General features: G+C 70.7%; 17 protein-coding genes. 10 read left to right on the plus strand and 7 right to left on the minus strand.

The window, feature by feature from the left end; all coding sequences use genetic code 11:
• Positions 1-261: 261 nt before the first annotated feature.
• Genes AC0VYL_RS10045 through AC0VYL_RS10080 form a run of 8 tightly spaced genes read left to right on the plus strand, consistent with a single transcriptional unit; the run spans position 262 to position 6,903 of the window.
• On the plus strand, positions 262-1,038 hold the full coding sequence (locus tag AC0VYL_RS10045; protein WP_475461622.1) for a helix-turn-helix transcriptional regulator: 777 nt from the start codon (positions 262-264) through the stop codon (positions 1,036-1,038).
• A 19-nt stretch (positions 1,039-1,057) separates the two neighbouring features.
• Positions 1,058-2,470, plus strand: a complete 1,413-nt coding sequence (gene sufB, locus AC0VYL_RS10050; RefSeq protein ID WP_475461625.1) for a Fe-S cluster assembly protein SufB — start codon at positions 1,058-1,060, stop codon at positions 2,468-2,470.
• Position 2,471: 1 nt separating this feature from the next.
• Complete coding sequence (gene sufD / locus AC0VYL_RS10055; RefSeq protein WP_475461628.1) at positions 2,472-3,632, plus strand: Fe-S cluster assembly protein SufD; 1,161 nt, start codon at positions 2,472-2,474, stop codon at positions 3,630-3,632.
• Complete coding sequence (locus AC0VYL_RS10060; RefSeq protein WP_475461630.1) at positions 3,625-3,960, plus strand: non-heme iron oxygenase ferredoxin subunit; 336 nt, start codon at positions 3,625-3,627, stop codon at positions 3,958-3,960. The genes sufD and AC0VYL_RS10060 overlap by 8 nt, the downstream gene beginning before the upstream one ends.
• Positions 3,961-3,968: 8 nt before the next feature.
• Entirely contained in the window at positions 3,969-4,730 is a 762-nt protein-coding gene (gene sufC / locus AC0VYL_RS10065) for a Fe-S cluster assembly ATPase SufC (protein ID WP_475461633.1), read from the plus strand.
• 2 nt (positions 4,731-4,732) lie between these two features.
• A complete protein-coding gene (locus AC0VYL_RS10070) occupies positions 4,733-6,031 on the plus strand; it encodes a cysteine desulfurase (RefSeq protein WP_475482952.1) in 1,299 nt (432 codons plus the stop codon).
• Positions 6,032-6,051: 20 nt separating this feature from the next.
• Positions 6,052-6,525: a Fe-S cluster assembly sulfur transfer protein SufU gene (gene sufU, locus AC0VYL_RS10075; RefSeq protein WP_475461638.1), complete on the plus strand. Its 474-nt coding sequence runs from the start codon at positions 6,052-6,054 to the stop codon at positions 6,523-6,525.
• A complete protein-coding gene (locus tag AC0VYL_RS10080) occupies positions 6,526-6,903 on the plus strand; it encodes a metal-sulfur cluster assembly factor (RefSeq protein WP_378739282.1) in 378 nt (125 codons plus the stop codon).
• Between the two features lie 62 nt (positions 6,904-6,965).
• On the opposite strand, the gene AC0VYL_RS10085 is transcribed toward AC0VYL_RS10080, so the two are convergent.
• Positions 6,966-7,724: a DUF2470 domain-containing protein gene (locus AC0VYL_RS10085; RefSeq protein WP_475482953.1), complete on the minus strand. Its 759-nt coding sequence runs from the start codon at positions 7,722-7,724 to the stop codon at positions 6,966-6,968.
• Positions 7,725-7,876: 152 nt separating this feature from the next.
• The gene (locus AC0VYL_RS10090) at positions 7,877-10,210 is read right to left on the minus strand and encodes a hypothetical protein (RefSeq protein ID WP_475482954.1); all 2,334 of its coding nucleotides are present in this window, start codon (positions 10,208-10,210) and stop codon (positions 7,877-7,879) included.
• 617 nt (positions 10,211-10,827) lie between these two features.
• Here AC0VYL_RS10090 and AC0VYL_RS10095 point away from each other — a divergent pair.
• Positions 10,828-11,769: an SGNH/GDSL hydrolase family protein gene (locus AC0VYL_RS10095; RefSeq protein ID WP_475462228.1), complete on the plus strand. Its 942-nt coding sequence runs from the start codon at positions 10,828-10,830 to the stop codon at positions 11,767-11,769.
• A 76-nt stretch (positions 11,770-11,845) separates the two neighbouring features.
• On the opposite strand, the gene AC0VYL_RS10100 is transcribed toward AC0VYL_RS10095, so the two are convergent.
• The 5 genes from AC0VYL_RS10100 to AC0VYL_RS10120 form a co-directional block, all read right to left on the minus strand.
• Positions 11,846-13,018 (minus strand): EAL domain-containing protein, encoded by a 1,173-nt coding sequence (locus AC0VYL_RS10100; protein ID WP_475462230.1) that lies wholly within the window; start codon positions 13,016-13,018, stop codon positions 11,846-11,848.
• Between the two features lie 177 nt (positions 13,019-13,195).
• Positions 13,196-14,434, minus strand: a complete 1,239-nt coding sequence (gene fabF / locus AC0VYL_RS10105) for a beta-ketoacyl-ACP synthase II (protein WP_475462232.1) — start codon at positions 14,432-14,434, stop codon at positions 13,196-13,198.
• Positions 14,435-14,569: 135 nt separating this feature from the next.
• Positions 14,570-14,812, minus strand: a complete 243-nt coding sequence (locus tag AC0VYL_RS10110; RefSeq protein ID WP_017545094.1) for an acyl carrier protein — start codon at positions 14,810-14,812, stop codon at positions 14,570-14,572.
• 91 nt (positions 14,813-14,903) lie between these two features.
• Positions 14,904-15,860, minus strand: coding sequence for a beta-ketoacyl-ACP synthase III (locus tag AC0VYL_RS10115; protein WP_475462234.1), 957 nt, complete (start codon positions 15,858-15,860; stop codon positions 14,904-14,906).
• A gap of 2 nt (positions 15,861-15,862) precedes the next feature.
• Positions 15,863-16,771: an ACP S-malonyltransferase gene (locus AC0VYL_RS10120; protein WP_475463009.1), complete on the minus strand. Its 909-nt coding sequence runs from the start codon at positions 16,769-16,771 to the stop codon at positions 15,863-15,865.
• Between the two features lie 328 nt (positions 16,772-17,099).
• Between AC0VYL_RS10120 and AC0VYL_RS10125 the strand changes: the two genes are divergently transcribed.
• Positions 17,100-18,338 carry a PucR family transcriptional regulator gene (locus AC0VYL_RS10125; RefSeq protein ID WP_475462236.1) on the plus strand — a complete coding sequence of 413 codons (1,239 nt, stop codon included), beginning with the start codon at positions 17,100-17,102 and terminating at the stop codon, positions 18,336-18,338.
• Positions 18,339-18,439: the final 101 nt, after the last annotated feature.

Here is an 18,439-nt window from a genome sequence, read left to right on the forward strand (position 1 = left end):
GTCTCTCGCCAGGCTCCCTCACCGTTCCGACCATGTGAATGGTCGGATGGTGATACTGCGGTCTCGCGGATTGGGAAATCGGCTCGGCTGTGAGGCGCCCGAAAAGGGTGTCCGTGTGTGACCACCGCGTGAACTCGCAGATTAGGCAAGCCTGACCTTCGTGATCAAGCGCATGAAGCCGGGTTTGCCTAGGTGGACTTATTTAAGCCACACTGATGTTGTCTAAACCGAGAGCCGAGCGACGAGCGGGAGGGGAACACTGTGTCGGACCTGTCCGGTACACCCGGTGCGCCCCGACCCCTGAGCGGCCCCGACCACGGGACCCGCGCCCGTGTCGCCCGGCTCATCCTGGAGAAGGGTCCGATCACCGCCTCCGCACTGGGGGAACGGCTCGGGCTCACCCCGGCGGCCATCCGCCGCCACCTCGACAACCTGACCGTCGAGGGCATGGTCGAGGCCCGTGACGCGCGGCCCACACACGGCCGTCGTCGCCGGGGCCGTCCCGCCCGCGTCTTCGCCATCACCGAAGCCGGGCGTGACGCCTTCGTCCACGCCTACGACGACCTCGCCTCCAACGCCCTGCGCTTCCTGGCGCGGACCTCCGGTCCCGAGGCGGTGGGCGAGTTCGCCCGGAGTCAGGTCGCTGACCTGGAGCAGCGCTACAAGCCCCTGTTGGACGCCGTTCCCCAGGAACAAAGGGTCCGGCTGCTGGCCGAAGCGCTCTCCAACGACGGCTACGCCGCCACCTCGGGCCAGGCGCCCGCGCCGGGTGGCGGCGACCAACTGTGCCAACACCACTGCCCCGTCGCGCACGTGGCCGCCGAGTTCCCGCAGCTCTGTGAGGCCGAGATCGAGGCCTTCGCGCGGCTACTGGGCACCCCGGTGCGCAGGTTGGCCACCATCGCCCACGGCGACGGTGTGTGCACCACGCACGTCACCCCACGGGGGGACGGGGCGAGCGGGGAGGACGGCACCCCCGCGTCCAAGAAGGCCATCCGCCAGCGGGCGGGCGGCTCAGTTCACCAGAGGGACGTCTGAGTCCAGGAGGAGTCCGCGCATGACTTCTGTCGCGCACCCCGAGCTCGAAGGGCTCGGAACATATGAGTACGGCTGGGCCGACTCCGACGTGGCCGGAGCCTCGGCCCGTCGTGGCCTGAACGAAGAGGTCGTCCGGGACATCTCGGACAAGAAGAGCGAGCCGGAGTGGATGACCAAGCTCCGCCTCAAGTCGCTGAAGCTCTTCGACAAGAAGCCCATGCCCGACTGGGGCGCGGACCTGTCCAAGATCGACTTCGACAACATCAAGTACTTCGTGCGGTCCACGGAGAAGCAGGCCACCTCCTGGGAGGACCTGCCCGAGGACATCAAGAACACGTACGACAGGCTGGGCATCCCCGAGGCCGAGAAGCAGCGCCTGGTCGCCGGTGTCGCCGCCCAGTACGAGTCCGAGGTCGTCTACCACCAGATCCGCGAGGACCTGGAGGAGCAGGGTGTCGTCTTCCTGGACACCGACACCGCCCTCAAGGAGCACCCGGAGATCTTCGAGGAGTACTTCGGCTCCGTCATCCCGGCCGGTGACAACAAGTTCGCCGCGCTGAACACCGCCGTGTGGAGCGGCGGGTCGTTCATCTACGTGCCCAAGAACGTGCACGTGGAGATCCCGCTCCAGGCCTACTTCCGGATCAACACCGAGAACATGGGCCAGTTCGAGCGGACGCTGATCATCGTCGACGAGGGCGCCTACGTCCACTACGTCGAGGGCTGCACCGCGCCGATCTACAAGTCGGACTCGCTGCACTCCGCGGTCGTCGAGATCATCGTCAAGAAGAACGCCCGCTGCCGTTACACGACCATCCAGAACTGGTCGAACAACGTCTTCAACCTGGTGACCAAGCGCGCCATCGCCGAAGAGGGCGCGACCATGGAGTGGGTCGACGGCAACATCGGCTCCCAGGTCACCATGAAGTACCCGGCCGTCTACCTGATGGGCGAGCACGCCAAGGGTGAGACCCTCTCGATCGCCTTCGCGGGTGAGGGCCAGCACCAGGACACCGGCGCCAAGATGGTGCACTGCGCGCCCAACACCTCCTCCAAGGTCGTCTCCAAGTCGGTGGCGCGCGGCGGCGGCCGCTCCTCCTACCGAGGCCTGATCCAGGTCCAGGAGGGCGCCCACCTCGCCAAGTCCTCGGTGGAGTGCGACGCGCTGCTGATCGACACCATCAGCCGTTCCGACACCTACCCCTACAACGACCTGCGCGAGGACGACACCGAGCTCGCGCACGAGGCCACCGTCTCCAAGGTCAGCGAGGACCAGCTCTTCTACCTGATGAGCCGGGGGATGGGCGAGGAGGAGGCCATGGCCATGGTCGTCCGAGGTTTCGTGGAGCCCATCGCACGGGAGCTCCCGATGGAGTACGCACTGGAGCTCAACCGTCTGATCGAGCTCCAGATGGAAGGATCGGTGGGATAAGTTGACGACCGCGAACACTGAGCCCAAGGCGCACAGCCACGGGCTGGGACAGATCCCTGTCTCCAAGCTCGACACGCACGGCTCCAAGGACGTGGAGGCCTTCCCCGTCCCGAACGGGCGTGAGGAGGAGTGGCGGTTCACCCCGCTGCGCCGCCTCAAGGGGCTGCACGACTGGAAGGGTTCCGCCGACGGGGCCGACGAGGTCTCCGTGGACGCCCCCGAGGGCGTCACCGTCGAGACGGTCGGCCGTGACGACGAGCGTCTGGGCAAGGCGGGTCTGCCCGTCAACCGCGTGATCGCGCAGGCCTATACCTCGTTCGAGAAGGCCACCGTCGTCACCGTTCCGCAGTCGCTGGCCGCCGACAAGGCGATCACCATCGACCGCAAGGGTCTGGGCGGCACCGCCTTCGAGCAGCTGCTGATCGACGTCAAGCCGCTGGCCGAGGCCACCGTGATCATCACGAACACCGGTACCGGTGTCCGCGCGGGCAGCCTCGACGTCCACGTCGGTGAGGGCGCCAAGCTCACGCTGGTCACCCTCCAGGAGTGGGACGACGACGCCGTCGAGGTCAGCCAGCACAACGCGCGCGTCGGCAAGGACGCCAGCTTCCGGTCGATCGTCATCACCCTCGGCGGGAACCTGGTCCGCCTGTCCCCGCGCGTGTCCTACGACGACCGCGGCGGCAACGCCGAGCTCTACGGGCTCTACTTCGCCGGTGACGGTCAGCACCACGAGCACCGCTCGCTGATCGACCACAACGTCTCCAACACCCGCTCGCGGGTGGACTACAAGGGCGCGCTGAGCGGCAAGGACGCCCACGCGGTCTGGATCGGTGACGTGATCATCGGTGAGGGGACCACCGGTACGGACTCGTACGAGAACAACCGGAACCTCCAGCTCACCGACGACACCCGTGTGGACTCCGTGCCGAACCTGGAGATCTTCACCGGTGAGGTCGCGGGCGCCGGGCACGCCAGCGCCAGCGGGCGGCTCGACGACATCCACCTCTTCTACCTGCGTTCGCGCGGTATCCCGGAGGAGGAGGCCCGCCGCCTCATCATCCGCGGCTACTTCCTGGACATCGTCAACCGCATCGACGACCAGGACCTGCGCGACCACGTCATGGAGAAGGTTGAGCGAAAGCTTGCCGCACATGAGTGAGCAGGGCGGTTGGGTCAAGGTCGCGGAACTCGACGAGATCCCCGAGGAAGGTGTCCTGGGGATCGAGACCGACGACGAGACCCCCATCGCGCTGGTGCGCACCGAGGGTGAGGTCTACGCGCTGCGGGACGTGTGCTCGCACGCCGAGGTCCGCCTCTCGGAGGGCGAGGTCGAGGACGGCACCATCGAGTGCTGGCTCCACGGCTCCTGCTTCGACCTGCGCTCGGGGGCGCCGGTCAACCCGCCCGCCACCCAGCCGGTCCCCACCTACGACGTGAAGATCGACGGCGACGACGTGCTCGTGTCGCTGGATGACAAGAATTCCTGAGGCCTGAAATGACGAAGTTCGAAATCCGCGGTCTGCGCGCCGACGTCCTCATCAACGAGGACGAGCGGCAGGAGATCCTCAAGGGCGTTGACCTCACCATCAACTCCGGTGAGACCCACGCCATCATGGGCCCCAACGGCTCCGGCAAGTCCACCCTCGCCTACGCGATCGCGGGCCACCCGCGTTACGAGATCACCGAGGGCGAGGTCCTCCTCGACGGCGAGAACATCCTCGAGATGGAGGTGGACGAGCGGGCCCGCGCCGGCGTCTTCCTCGCCATGCAGTACCCGGTCGAGGTTCCGGGCGTGTCCATGTCCAACTTCCTGCGCAGCTCCGTCAGCGCGGTGCGCGGCGAGGCTCCCAAGCTCCGCCAGTTCTCCAAGGAGCTCCAGGGCGCGATGAAGGACCTGTCCATCGACTCGTCCTTCGCCGCCCGCGGCGTGAACGAGGGCTTCTCCGGCGGTGAGAAGAAGCGCCACGAGATCCTCCAGCTGGAGCTGCTCAAGCCCAAGGTCGCGATCCTGGACGAGACCGACTCCGGCCTGGACGTCGACGCGCTCAAGATCGTCTCCGAGGGCATCAACCGCGCCCAGGCGAGCAACGACCTCGGCGTCATGCTGATCACCCACTACACCCGCATCCTGAAGTACGTGCAGCCCGACTTCGTGCACGTCTTCTCCGGCGGCCGCATCGCCGAGTCCGGCGGTTCCGAGCTGGCCGACGTCCTCGAGGCCGAGGGCTACGAGCGGTTCGTGAAGGCGGGCGCGTAACCATGACCCTCCGCGAGCCCGGTCAGCCCGACACGGCTCCGCTCGACACGAAGGCGATCCGGGAGGACTTCCCGATCCTCTCCCGGACCGTCCGTGACGAGCGTCCGCTGGTGTACCTCGACTCCGGGGCGACCTCGCAGAAACCGCGCCAGGTGCTCGACGCCGAGCGCGGGTTCTACGAACGCCACAACGCGGCGGTGCACCGTGGGGCGCACCAGCTCGCGGAGGAGGCCACCGACGCCTACGAGTCGGCGCGGGAGACGATCGCCAGGTTCGTCGGCGCCGACGCCGACGAGGTGGTCTTCACCAAGAACGCCACCGAGGCGGTGAACCTGGTCGCGTACGCGATGAGCAACGCGGCCACGGCCGACGAGGACCTGCGACGTTTCCAGGTCGGCCCCGGCGACGAGATCGTCGTGACCGAGATGGAGCACCACGCCAACCTGGTGCCCTGGCAGCAGCTCTGCCAGCGCACCGGCGCGACGCTGCGCTGGTTCCCGGTGACCGACGAGGGCCGGCTGGACCTGTCGGACCTGAACGAACTGGTGAACGAGCGCACGAGGCTGGTGGCGTTCGCGCACCAGTCCAACGTGCTCGGGACCGTCAACCCGGTGGCCCCGATCACCGCGCGGGCCCGTGAGGTCGGCGCGCTGGTGCTGCTGGACGCCTGCCAGTCGGTACCGCACATGCCGGTGGACGTCCGCGAACTCGACGTGGACTTCCTGGCCTTCTCGGGGCACAAGATGCTCGGTCCCAACGGGATCGGCGTGCTCTGGGGACGCCGGGAGCTGCTCGCGGCCATGCCGCCCTTCATCAGCGGCGGCTCGATGATCGGCGTCGTGCACATGAGCCACTCGACCTGGGCGGACCCGCCGCAGCGCTTCGAGGCCGGTGTGCCGATGGCCCCGCAGGCCGTCGGCCTGGCCGCGGCCTGTGACTACCTCTCCGAGGTGGGCATGGACCGGGTCGCCGCGCACGAGCACGAGCTCACCGCGTACGCGCTGAAGCGGGTGGGCGCGATCGAGGGCGTGCGGATCGTGGGCCCGACCGAGGCGGTCGACCGGGGCGGCGCCGTGTCGTTCGTGGTGGACGACATCCACCCGCACGACCTCGGCCAGGTCCTGGACGACCGCGGCGTCGAGGTCAGGGTCGGTCACCACTGTGCCTGGCCTCTGCACCGCAAGCTCGGTATCGTCGCGACCACGCGCGCGTCCTTCTACCTCTACAACACGCTGGAGGACGTGGACGCGCTGGTGGAGGCCATCGGGGCCGCCCAGAGGTTCTTCGGAACCCGGGACTAGTACGAGGATTCTGCCTGACCATGCAGTTGGACGCGATGTACCAGGAAATCATCCTGGACCACTACCGGAACCCGCACCACAAGGGGCTGCGCGATCCGTACAACGCCGAGGCGCATCACATCAACCCCACGTGTGGGGACGAGGTGACGCTCCGGGTGACGCTGACCCCTGCCTCCGGTGCCGGACTGGACGAGGAGGCCGTCGTCAGCGACGTCTCCTACGAGGGGATGGGCTGCTCGATCAGCCAGGCCAGCACCTCGGTGCTGACCGACCTGCTCATCGGCCGGACCGTCGCCGAGGGGATGCGGACCCTGGACGCGTTCACCGAGCTGATGCAGTCCAAGGGCAAGGGTGAGCCGGACGAGGACGTGCTGGAGGACGCCGTGGCGTTCGTCGGCGTGTCCAAGTACCCGGCTCGGATCAAGTGCGCCCTGCTGGGGTGGATGGCCTGGAAGGACGCGGTGTCGCAGTCCTTGGAGAAGGAAGGCGCCTGAATGAGCGACAACGAGACCACGAACACCGAGACCGCCGAGAAGCCCGAGGCCGCTCCGCGCTCCCCGGAGCAGGAGGCGCTGGCCGAGGAGATCGGTGAGGCGCTCAAGGACGTGATCGACCCCGAGCTCGGCGTGAACATCGTCGACCTGGGGCTGGTCTACGGGGTGAACCACGACGACGAGTCGATCACCCTGGACATGACCCTGACGAGTGCGGCCTGCCCGCTCACCGACGTGATCGAGGACCAGGCCAACAGCGCCCTGGACGAGTTCGAGCGCGAAGTGAAGATCAACTGGGTCTGGATGCCGCCGTGGGGTCCGGACAAGATCACCGACGACGGGCGGGACCAGCTGCGCATGCTGGGCTTCAACGTCTGATCCGACTCCGTCGGAGCACGGGCCGGGACCCTTCGGGGTTCCGGCCCTTCGTGTGTCCGGGGTCAGCACTGGTGCCGGTCGAATCCGGCCATCTCCTGGACCTCGTGGGCGACGTCGTGCGGGGTGCGGGCGGGTCTTCTGAAGGGGATGCGGACGTCGTGGTCGCCGTCCGGGCCCTCCAGCCGCAGCCGCAGGCCGTGCCGGTCCACGCCGAGCGGTCGGGGGCGTCCCGGCGGGAGCGGGGCGCCGCAGCGGCTGACCAGGGCCCAGAGCACGTCCGGGTGGTCGTCCTCCAGGTGGCGCAGCCAGGGGCCCTCCCAACGGCCGAAGGGGTCCGCCGCCGCGTCGGTGAACTCCTCGGGGTTCAGCAGGTGGCAGCCCTCGTGGTCGGAGTGGATGATCAGGTGGGGGGCCATGACGATCAGGGTGCGCCCGTGGCCCAGGTCCAGCAGGCGCTCGTCGGGGTCGTCGGTCAGGGCGGCGAGCGCGCGGTCGCGGGCCTCGCGAGGGGAGGGGAGGCGCAGTTCGCCGCTGATCCACAGCAGGGAGCGGGTCGGGTCGCGCAGGTCCACCGGGGCGGTGTCGGTGAACTCGACGGTGGCCTCCAGGACGCCCTCACCGATCTCGGCCAGCACGCGGTGCTGGTCGGGGACGAGCAGGGTGACCTCGCCCTGGAAGGTGGTGTGGCAGACGGCTCCGGTCAGGTGCAGGGAGACGTCGGTACTGGTCACCGTGGCCGGGTTGGGCCTGGACAGGACGGAGCGCGCGTGTTCGGCGGGGGAGGGCGTGAGGGAGTTCGGGTACGGCAGCAGGAGGACCACCTCAAATCAATTAGGTAAGGCTAACCTACATCGTTCCGATCCAATGCGGAACCCCGCCCCCGGGAACGAACCCCGGGCGCACGGAAGAGGGGGCCGCACCGGAACGTGTCCGGTGCGGCCCCCTCCGAGTGGTCGGGCGCCTGGTGCGGTGCCTAGTGCGTGGCGAACATGGCCGAGCGCAGCTCTCCCGCGATGTCCTCGTCGCCGCGCAGCGACAGCGCCTCCAGCAGCGACTGGGGGTCGGCCAGCGACTCGTCGCCGTGGTCGGTGATCCGGCGCGACAGGATCCTGAGCGCCTCCTCCGTGGCGGCCGGGGCGGTGTAGCCGATCAGGTGCAGCGCGCGTGCGGCCGGAGGATGCCCGCTGAGGTCCCCTGCGGGCAGCTTGCGCGCGTCCAGCCGGTCACCGGAGACGGTGATGAACATGCGGTCGCCCGGCTGGGCGGCCTGGCGGCGCAGCAGCGGACGCAGGGAGTCGAAGGCGGGCTGGTCGCGCCAGACCAGCACCAGCAGGTCCGCACCGGGAGCCGTGAGACACAGCAGACGGCCGGGCTGCAACCCCAGATGGGTGGCGTAGCCGGTGGGCACCGCCACGGGAGCGCCGTTGAGGTGGTCCGCCGTGATGTCGATGCGGTGCCACCAGCGACCGTCCGGGGCGCGGAAGCAGCGCGCCGAGGCGGCCGGGTCGCTCGCCCCCGGTCGGACCGGGCCGTGGTGCGCCGGGTGGGCGACCGGCGGGACCGGTGGCGGGGCCAACGGTACGGGCGGCGGGACGGGCGCGAACCCGCCCTGCTCGGGTTCGTGCCTGTGCTGGTGGAGCGGTTCGGTGCCGTGGGCGGCGGGCTCGGCGGGGCCGGGCTGGCCGTCGGGGCGGCGCCGGATCGGCAGGCCGTTCTCGGTGGTGGCGCCGGACTCCTCGGTGGCGTGGCCGTCGCCGGGAGCCTCCATCGGGACGGAGGTGTCCACGTACACGCTTCCGTCGCGCAGGCTCACTCCGGGGGTGCTCAGCAGCCAGGCGCGGAGCTCCTGCGGACGGATGCCGATCCGGCCCAGCCGGATGCCCGCCTCGGTCAGGTTGGGGCCGTCGCCCAGCAGCTCACGGGTCTGCCAGCGCAGTTTGTTGGGGTCGTCCGCGATGAGCCAGCCGTTGTGCATGCGCCGGTCGGTGAACAGCGTGATGATCACGCGCCACAACGGCGTGTGCAGCGTGGGCACGTCCACCGGGTGGTCCGGGTGCGCGTTGATGAGACGGTCGATGGTGGTCGCGGAACCGAGCTGGTCGGAGAGTTCGCGCAGGTGCCTGGTGATGGCGGCGCCCTCGGGGGAGCCCAGCCACCGCAGGAGGCGTTCCTCCACCTTGCGCTGTGCTCCGCGTATCTCGGTCACGTCCACCGAGATCTGCTCCGAGAGCACCCGGATGCTGATCGGGTCGGTGGCGAAGAGCCGTTCGGCGGCCACCGTCCGCTCCAGCTCGGGCCAGGAGCGGAACATCTCCTCAACCTGGTCCACCAACGGGTGCTGGCCCAGGACGGGCGCCGGGGGCTCCTCGACGCGTTCGGGTGCGGGTGCCTTGGTCCGGCTGAAGCTGGGTCGGCGCAGCGTCCGGCCGGGGCCCAGGAGCGAACTGCGGAACTGCGAACGCAGGTCCCCGACACCGCTGCTGGCCGCCGTGTCCGCCGCCTCGCCGCTCACCGACTCGGTGCTCAGGGCCGAGCCCGGGATCATGGCCGCCGAGCTGACCATGCCGCCGACCGCCGCAGGGGCCTCCGCCACGGGCGCGGGCCGCTGTTCGGCGGGCTGTTCGACGACGGGTTGCTCCTGGTCCCGCTGGGCGCGCAGGGCCCGCAGGGTCCGGATCGCACGGGTGGCGGGTGTCTGCGGTGGGTTCGCGGAGTCCCCGGAACCGTCGGTCGGGTCGGGCGCGCCACCGGCTCCGGTGGCGCTCTCCAGGTAGTCGAGCGCGCTGCGCACGTGTTCGGGGGCGGAGTCGGGGAGCCAGTGCGCGATGGTCCGCACGGCCTCCGTCATCAGCGCGGGGGAGGGGGTGGGTCCGCCGGGGAGCTCGCAGCAGGGCTGGAGGGCGCGCCAGGCGACGGTGCTCACGATGTCCAGGACACCGCAGCCCGTCAGGCGCCACTCGTGCATCTCCTGGGGGCTCGAGGCGATGAGGCGGTCCCAGTCACCGGCGGTCTCGAACACCGCGCCCCGGACCGGTTCGGCCAGGTCGGAGCAGTCCACCGGCTGGGTGCGCAGGCTCGGCAGGAACTCCGAGAGGGCGATGTGCCCCCAGTGTTCGACCGCGAGACGCGCCAGGCCGTTCGCCAGCCAGGGCGGACCGGCGATGTCCAGGACACGGGTGACGGGCAGCGAGTGCCACCAGCCGTCGATGAGACGGTCGTGGTGGAGCAGGGGTGCCACGTCCGGCGATCTCGACCACCGCAGGGCGGGCGCGAGGTCGACGAGGCAGATCGGAGAGACGGCGTTCATCCGCTGGGGACCTCGACCTCCTGGTGTCTGCACGTGAATTGGGGAGGAACCGCACGGGCCTTCGGTTCGATGCACCACAGTACGCGCCCTTGACCCGGGAGAGGACGGATCTTGAACCGACTCGGTCGTCCGCGTGGGGGCACGGCGGGCCGAGGGACAGGGGTGCCGTGAGCACTTCCCCGGAATCGTACGTGCCCCGGGCCCACATGGGTAGTCCCGGGGGGAGCGGGGCGGCCGATACCCGGAGGTGACCTCCGCGTGTGATCACCGTGACCAAGGAGATTCGCCCCCAGAGGGCACCAGGGGTTGTGATCTACCTCATAAGGGACTTCTGGCTCTTCTCGGTCCCTCCGGGCGTTGTCCCCAAGGTGCCCCAGCACCACGCGCGAGCCCGGCACGCTGACGTCGGTCGCGGGTATGCTGGACGGGCACTGTCCTCTCCCGAGCGCCCCTCGGCCGGGTGTCCGCGACGCGGCTCACCTCGGGGCCGACGGTGCTCGGACATTCGGGCCAGCGGCAGACCGCGACCCGCCAAGACTTCCGTTCCCACGCACCCCGGCGCATGGCAGGCGAGGAACGGTCGATCCGGATGATTGGTTGACGTGACAGACCTTGAGATGAATCCCCCCACTGCTGCGCCCGCGGACAGACCGGAGCTCATCCGGTCCTACGTGGCGATCGGTGACAGCATCACAGAGGGGATGCTGGACGACAGCGGTCCCGGCGGTGAGTACCGGGGGTTCGCGGACCGCCTCGCGGAACACCTGGGCACGCTCTCCCCGGACTTCCGCTATGCCAACCTCGGCGTCCGAGGACGTCGGATGAAACACATCTTCGGCGAACAGCTCGAACAGACCCTCGCGTGGAAGCCCGACCTGGTCACCGTGCTCGCGGGCGGCAACGACGTTCTCCGCCCCGGCGGCGACCTCGACGAGCTGGCCGAGAAGTTCGAGTGGGGCGTGCGCCAGCTGCGTGACGCGGGCATCCGCGTGGTCATCCTGGCGGGCCACGACACCGGATGGATCCCCGTCCTGCGCCTCTACCGGGGCCGGATCGCGGTGTTCAGCATGCACATGCGGGCCGTGGCCGAGCGCACCGGAACCGAGATCGTCGACCTGTGGGCCCTCAACGCCCTCAACGACCCCCGGGCCTGGAGCGACGACCGGCTGCACCCCAACGGCGCCGGACACCAGATCGTCGCGGCGCGCGTCGCCGACCTGCTCGGACACCCCATGGGGCCGCCCGAGTCCTGGACCGACCCGTGGGCCACCCCGCCCCAGCAGCTGCCCCGCATCCTGCGTCGCAGGGAGGGCCGCCGCTGGGCCCGCCAGTACCTCGTGCCGTGGCTGCGCCGCCGCGCGATGGGCCGCTCCTCCGGTGACGGCCTGCTGCCGCGCCGACCCGAGCTGGACTTCCTGCACGACGAGCAGACCCGCGAACAGCTGCGGGAGGAACTGCGCAGGTCCGGGGCGGACACGCACTACAACGACTACTCGGCGGACGACACGCCCCCGACCAGCAGCCCCTCGGGCACCAAGGGCCCCGAGCCCCTGCGCTGACCGCGCCGGGCCCGAACCCTCATCGTGGCCGCGCCCCCCGTCCTTCGGGGGAGCGCGGCCTCCGTGCTGTCCGGGGTCACTGGCGGGACAGCGACTGGATGAGGTCGCTGACGTGTACGACCCCCACGCACTGGCCGTAGGGGTTGGTCACGATCAGGTCGTCGTAGACCCGCTCGCGGTCCCGCCCCGCCACCCGCAGCGCCGAGATCGCGGACATCCAGGCGGGCACGGTCCGGGGTGACTCCGCCAGCCGCAGCGCCGGACGCTTCGCGTGCAGGGCGTGCCCGTACCGCCCCGTCACCGACAGCAGGAAGCGGGTCCGGTCGATGACCCCCGTCGGCCGCTCCCGGTGGTCGATGAGCACCACGCTGTTGAGCGCGGTGTCCCCGGTGAACGCCTCCAGGACGTGCTCACCTGTGGACTCGGAGTCGAAGTCCAGCGGCGGCACCATGAACTCGGTGACCCGGGGGCCCGCGTCGGTGTCGTCCAGGGCCGTGGCCGCCGGTTCCGGCACCGGCGTCACCTTCTCACCGGGCCGCCAACCGGGGTCCGCGAAGAACGCGCCGCAGCCCAGCCGCACCCCGCACGCGCGCAGGCGCACGATCTCCTCGCTCCGGTCCACGCCGTCGGCCATCGCGTACACGCCGCTGCTCCGACCGATCCGGGCCAGCCCGTCCACGATCCCCCCGTTGCGCTGGTCGCCGTCGATCCCGGACACCAGGACCGGATCCAACCGGATCAGGAACGGGGTGGCCTCCACGACCAGGTCCGGCCTGGTCATCGCGGTCCCGAAGCCGCAGCGGAACCCCAGCGAGCGCAGTCCCGAGACCGCCGTCAGGACGGAGGCCCGGGGCAGCTCCACGAGGTCCGGGGTGAGCATCAGGGTCACGTCGCGCGGTCGGCGCCCGGCCCGGCGCAGCGCGCCCTCGACCAGCCCTGGCAGGTCGGTGCCGTCGACCAGGGCGGCCGAGGGCAGCGGCAGGACCAGCGGTAGCAGGCTCTCGACCCCGACACCGGCGCGCACCAGGGACGCCAACCACTCGGCCACCGGGGCGGACCCGCCGCCCCGTCCGTCCGGGCGGCCGAGCCCCGCAGGAACGGCGGCGACGACCTCCACGGCCACCACGGCACCGGAGTCCAGGTCCACGACGGGTCGGAAGGCCGGGCCGCGACGGCGGCGCCCGGGCCGGTCGTCGGCGCCGGTGGCCGGGCGGGCGTGGGGACGGGGCAGGGTGGACACGTCTGCCATGGTCGCGCGCGGGCGCGCCCGCATGAAGACCCGCGCGGCGGAGTTCGTCCGTTCTTGGGACACGGGCCGCCGGGCGTTCACGAACGGTCGACGGAGGTCACGGACACGACAGTGGGCGTCACCGTGCGGTGACGCCCACTGGAGGACCCTGTGCCGCGCGGTGCGCGGCCGGTCGGATCAGGCGCGGCGGAAGGCCACGGCGATGTTGTGGCCGCCGAAGCCGAACGACTCGTTGATGGCGGCGACGTCTCCGCTCGGCATCTCCCGGGGCTTGTCGCGGACGATGTCCACGGCCACCTCGGGGTCGAGCTCGGAGATGTTGATGGTCGGCGGGATCTGGCCGTCGTGCAGCGCCAGGATCGTCGCGATCGACTCCACGGCCCCCGCACCGCCCAGGAGGTGGCCGGTCATGGACTTGGTGGAGGTCACCGCGACGCGGTCGGCGGCGGAGTCACCCAGCGCCGTGCGGATCGCGCGGGTCTCGCCGACGTCCCCGGCCGGGGTCGACGTGGCGTGCGCGTTGACGTGCACGATGTCGCTCGGCTTGAGGTCGGCGTCGGCCAGCGCCTGGGTGATGGCGCGGGCCTGCCCGGCGCCCTCGGGGTCGGGCATGACGATGTCGTGGGCGTCGTCGGTGTAGCCGACACCGGAGGCGTGGGCGTACACGTGCGCGCCGCGCCTGGCGGCGTGCTCCGCGGACTCCAGGACGAGGATGCCCGCGCCCTCGCCCATGACGAAGCCGTCGCGGTCCTTGTCCCAGGGACGGGACGCGGTCTGCGGGTCGTCGTTGCGCGTGGACAGCGCGCGCATGGAGGCGAAGGAGGCGATGTTCAGGGGGTGGATCGCGGCTTCGGTGCCGCCCGCGATCACCACGTCGGCACGGCCCGCGCGGATCATGTCCACACCGTTGGCGATGGCCTCGGCGCTGGAGGCACAGGCGCTGACGGGGGCGTGGGCGCCCGCGCGAGCGGTGAACTCCAGGGCCACGGCGGCGGCCGGGCTGTTGGGCATGAGCATGGGAACGGTGAACGGGGAGACCCGCTTCCAGCCCTTCTCACGGAAGGTGTCGTACTGCTCCAGGATGGTGAGGATGCCACCGATCCCGCTGGAGACCACCACACCGAGACGGAGGGGGTCGACGTCGGGAGTACCCGCGTGCTCCCAGGCCTCCTGCGCGGCGATGAGGGCGAACTGCTGGGTCCGGTCGAGGCGGCGCAGCCGGGGGCGCGGCAGCTTCTCCGAGGGTTCCTGCGCGATCCGCCCGGCGAAGTGCACCGGAAGCTTCTCGTGCCAGTCCTCCGGCAGCATGCTGATCCCGGAGCGGCCGTCAAGGAGCGCGGACCATGTGGTCGCGACGTCACCCCCGAGGGGGGTGGTGGCGCCGAGGCCGGTGACGACGACATCGGTCTTGGACATGATCCGATCGCCCTTCTCGTGGGTCGATCCCGGCTCGGTGTGCCGGGAGGCGTGGCGAATGAGTGGGTCTGGGGTGTCCTTGGTGGGGACGGGTCGGGCCGCCGGGCCGGGGTGCGGACCGGCGGCCCGGACGCGCTACTTCTGAATGAAGTTGATGACGTCCTGGACCGTCTTCAGGTCCTTGAGCTGGTCGTCGGGGATCTCCACGCCGAACTTGTCCTGCGCGGCGACGGCGATCTCCACCATGGACAGCGAGTCGATGTCCAGGTCGTCCACGAACGTCTTCTCCGGGGTGACCTCGGCGGGGTCGGTGCCGACGATCTCCTCGACGATCTCGCCGAGGCCCTTGAGGATGTCCTGCTCGCTGTGGTCGGCCATGTCGTGTTCTCCTTGCTTGACGAAAGTGGTGCCGGGTGACGTTCCCGAGCGGGGCGGGCTGGCCCGCGTCCGCCGGGACCGGATCATCGGATCAGGGGATGCGGATCACCTGTGCGGCGTAGACCAGGCCCGCACCGAATCCCAGAGTGAGCACGGTGCTCCCCGACGGAAGTTCCCCGCGCTCGACCATGCGCGAGAGCGCGAGAGGGATCGAGGCGGAGGAGGTGTTGCCCGCGGTGACGATATCGCGCGCCACGAGTGCCTGGGGCGCCCCCAGCTTGCGCGCGATGGACTCGACGATCCGCAGGTTGGCCTGATGGGGCACGAAGGCGGTGAGCTCGGTCGGCTCCACCCCGGCGCGCTCCATGGCCTCCAGTGCCACCTTGTACAGCTCGGTGGTGGTCCACCGGAAGACGGCCTGGCCCTCCTGGTGGAGGTACTTGCCCTCACGCAGGTGGATGGTGTCGGCGCGCTCGCCCGAGGAACCCCAGACGACCGGACCGACGGCGTGCTCCTCGGAGGCCGAGACCACGGCCGCCCCGGCGCCGTCGGCGAAGATCACACAGGTGGACCGGTCCTGCCAGTCCACCCAGTCGCTGAGCTTCTCCGAGCCGATCACCAGGACGTTGCGGGAGCTTCCGGCCCGGACCGAGTCCGAGGCCAGTCCGAGCGCGTAGACGAAGCCCGCGCAGGCCGCGTTGACGTCGAAGGCGCCCGGGGCGGTGATGCCGAGCCGGGCGGCGACGGTCGCCGCGGTGTTCGGGATCTGGTCCTGCACGGTGCAGGTGGCCACGATCACCAGGTCGATGTCCTCGGGGGAGATCCCGCCCGCGGCGAGCGCCTTGCCTCCGGCGGCCACGGCCATGCTCGCCACGGAGTCCTCGGGACCGGCGACGCGACGCTCCCTGATGCCCACACGGCTCTGGATCCACTCGTCGTTGGTGTCGACGCGGGCCTCCAGGTCGGCGTTGGTCACGACCCGCGACGGCTGGTACCCGCCGAAGGAACGGATCGCGGCGCCGCCGGGCGCACTGGGGACGTTGAACATGCTCAGCCTTCCTGCTGGCTGCTCGCGGGGGAGGGGGTCCCCGCGTGCTCCTTGATGAGGGCGCCGGCGCGTTCGAGGTCGTCGGGGGTCTTCACCGCGAGGATCTCGATACCGCGCAGCGCGCGCTTGGCGAGGCCGCTGAGCGTGCCCGCCGGGGTCAGCTCGATGAACGCGGTCACTCCGAGGCCGGAGAGGGTGTCGGTGCAGGCGTCCCAGCGGACCGGTGAGGAGATCTGCGAGACGAGGCGGTCCAGGTACTCGGCGCCGCTCTCGACCACGGCCCCGTCGGCGTTGGAGAGCAGACGGACGCTGGGGTCGGCGGTGGGCAGGTTCCGGGCGGCGTCCCGCACCCGATCCACGGCCGGGGCCATGTGCTCGGTGTGGAAGGCACCGGCCACGGACAGGGGGCGCAGTCGGGCCCGCTCGGGCGGGTTCTCGGCGAACGCCGCCAGCTGGGCGGTGGTTCCGGCGGCCACGATCTGGCCGGAGCCGTTGTCGTTGGCCGGGGTGAGCCCGGCCGCCTCGATCGCGGCCAGGACCGCCTCGCGCTCACCGCCCAGGACCGCGGTCATCCCGGTCTCCGTGCGGGCGGCGGCGTCGGCCATCCCGCGTCCGCGCTCGGCCACCAGGGCCAGCGCGTCCTTGGGGGAGAGCACACCGGCCAGCGCGGCGGCGGTGAACTCACCGACGCTGTGCCCGGCCGTGGCGTCCACGAGGGAGGGCGAGGCGGGCAGCGGGGCGCCGGGGGCGGCCAGCGGCCCGAGCAGCGCGGTGGCCGCGGCCAGTCCGGCGCTCACCAGGAGCGGTTGGGCGACGGCGGTGTCGCGGATCTCGTCCGCGTCCGCCGTGGTGCCGTAACGCACGAGGTCGAGACCGGTCACCTCGGACCACGAGGAGAACGTCTCGGCCATGCCGGGGAGTTCGAGCCACGGGGAGAGGAAACCGGGAACCTGGGCGCCTTGGCCTGGAGCAACGATTACAAGCACGACATCAACCTTGCCCTGTAGGAGATCACCAGCTGGATGGTGGGAGACACGAAGTTCACCGAAGTCCGTTTGTAGGTAATCCACAAAAAGCCACCGGTCATGTGCCCACAAACCCGAAACGGGTGGAGGAGATCACTTTCCGACGGTACGCGGGCCCCTCGCGCGCCGCTCCCGAACCGGTGGATCCGGGGGGTGACGGCCGACACGGGGGCGAACTCCGGATCGGGTGCGGAGAGGATGCGAACCTAGACGAGTGAACACCGAACCCCGACCGACCGAGGACGGCGCGAGCGCGCCGACCGGGAGCGGCGCCCCTCAGGACCAGATCCGCGCCGAGACCGTCCGACGCCTGGAACGCTCCATGGGCGCGCTGGGCACCGCCGCCGTCAGCCGCATGGAGGAGCGGCTCGGCTGGTTCCGCCGGATGTCGGCCCAGGACCGGTCCTGGATCGGCCTCGTGGCGCAGTCCGGAGTGGCCGCCTTCGTGGACTGGTTCCGCGACCCGGCCCGCGGCCGTCCCGCGATCACGGTGGAGGTGTTCGGCACCGCCCCGCGCGAACTCACCCGGTCGGTCTCCCTCCAGCAGACCGTCGACATGATCCGGGTGGTCATCGAGGTGGTCGAGAACCAGGTCGACGACCTGGCCGCCCCGGGCGGCGAACAGCAGCTGCGCGAGGCCATGCTCCGCTACACGCGTGAGGTGGCCTTCAGCTCCGCCAAGGTCTACGCACGCGCGGCCGAGGCCCGTGGCGCCTGGGACGCGCGGCTGGAGGCGCTGATCGTCGACGCGCTCCTGCACGGGGACCAGGTGGAGGGGCTCCAGACCTGGGGGTCCGCGCTGGGCTGGTCGCACACGCCGGTGATCGCGGTGGCCGGGGACATCGGTGACGAGGACGGCGGCAAGGTCATGGACGACCTGCGCTCGGCCGCGCGCCGCCTGGGCTACGACGTGCTGGCGGGCATGCAGGGGCGCCGTGTGGTCGTGGTGGTCGGGGTGGGTGACCGGCACCCGGTCGACGACCTCCCGATCGAGCCCGTGGAGCCCCTGGCGGGGCTGTTCGGGGACGGGCCCGTGGTGGTGGGCCCGGCCGTGGCCGACCTGCACGCGGCGGGCTCCTCGGTGCGGTCCGCGGTGAACGGCCTGCGGGCCGCCGTCGCGTGGCCCGACGCCCCCCGGCCCGTGCTCGCCGACGACCTGCTGCCCGAGCGGGCGCTGGAGGGCGACGCGGAGGCCCGCCAGCAACTGGTGACGGAGGTGTACCTGCCCCTCCAGGGAGCCGGTTCCCCGCTGCTGGACACGCTGTCGGTGTACCTCGAACACGCCTCGTCACTGGAGGCCACGGCGCGCATGCTCTTCGTGCACCCGAACACGGTGCGCTACCGGTTGAGCCGGATCTCCGAGCTCACGGGGCACATCCCCTCGGACGGGCGGGGCTCCTTCGTGCTCCGGGTGGCGGTGGCCCTCGGCCGATTGTCCGAAACCCGGGACTGATCGACGCCGTGGCCGGTGTCGGCCACGCTCAGGGGCGTGACCTCCGCCACGTCGTAATCTGATCGTTGCCTCCCTTTTCGTCTGGTTTATGGAAGTTTCAC

Source organism: Nocardiopsis sp. iso_238, assembly GCF_056173325.1.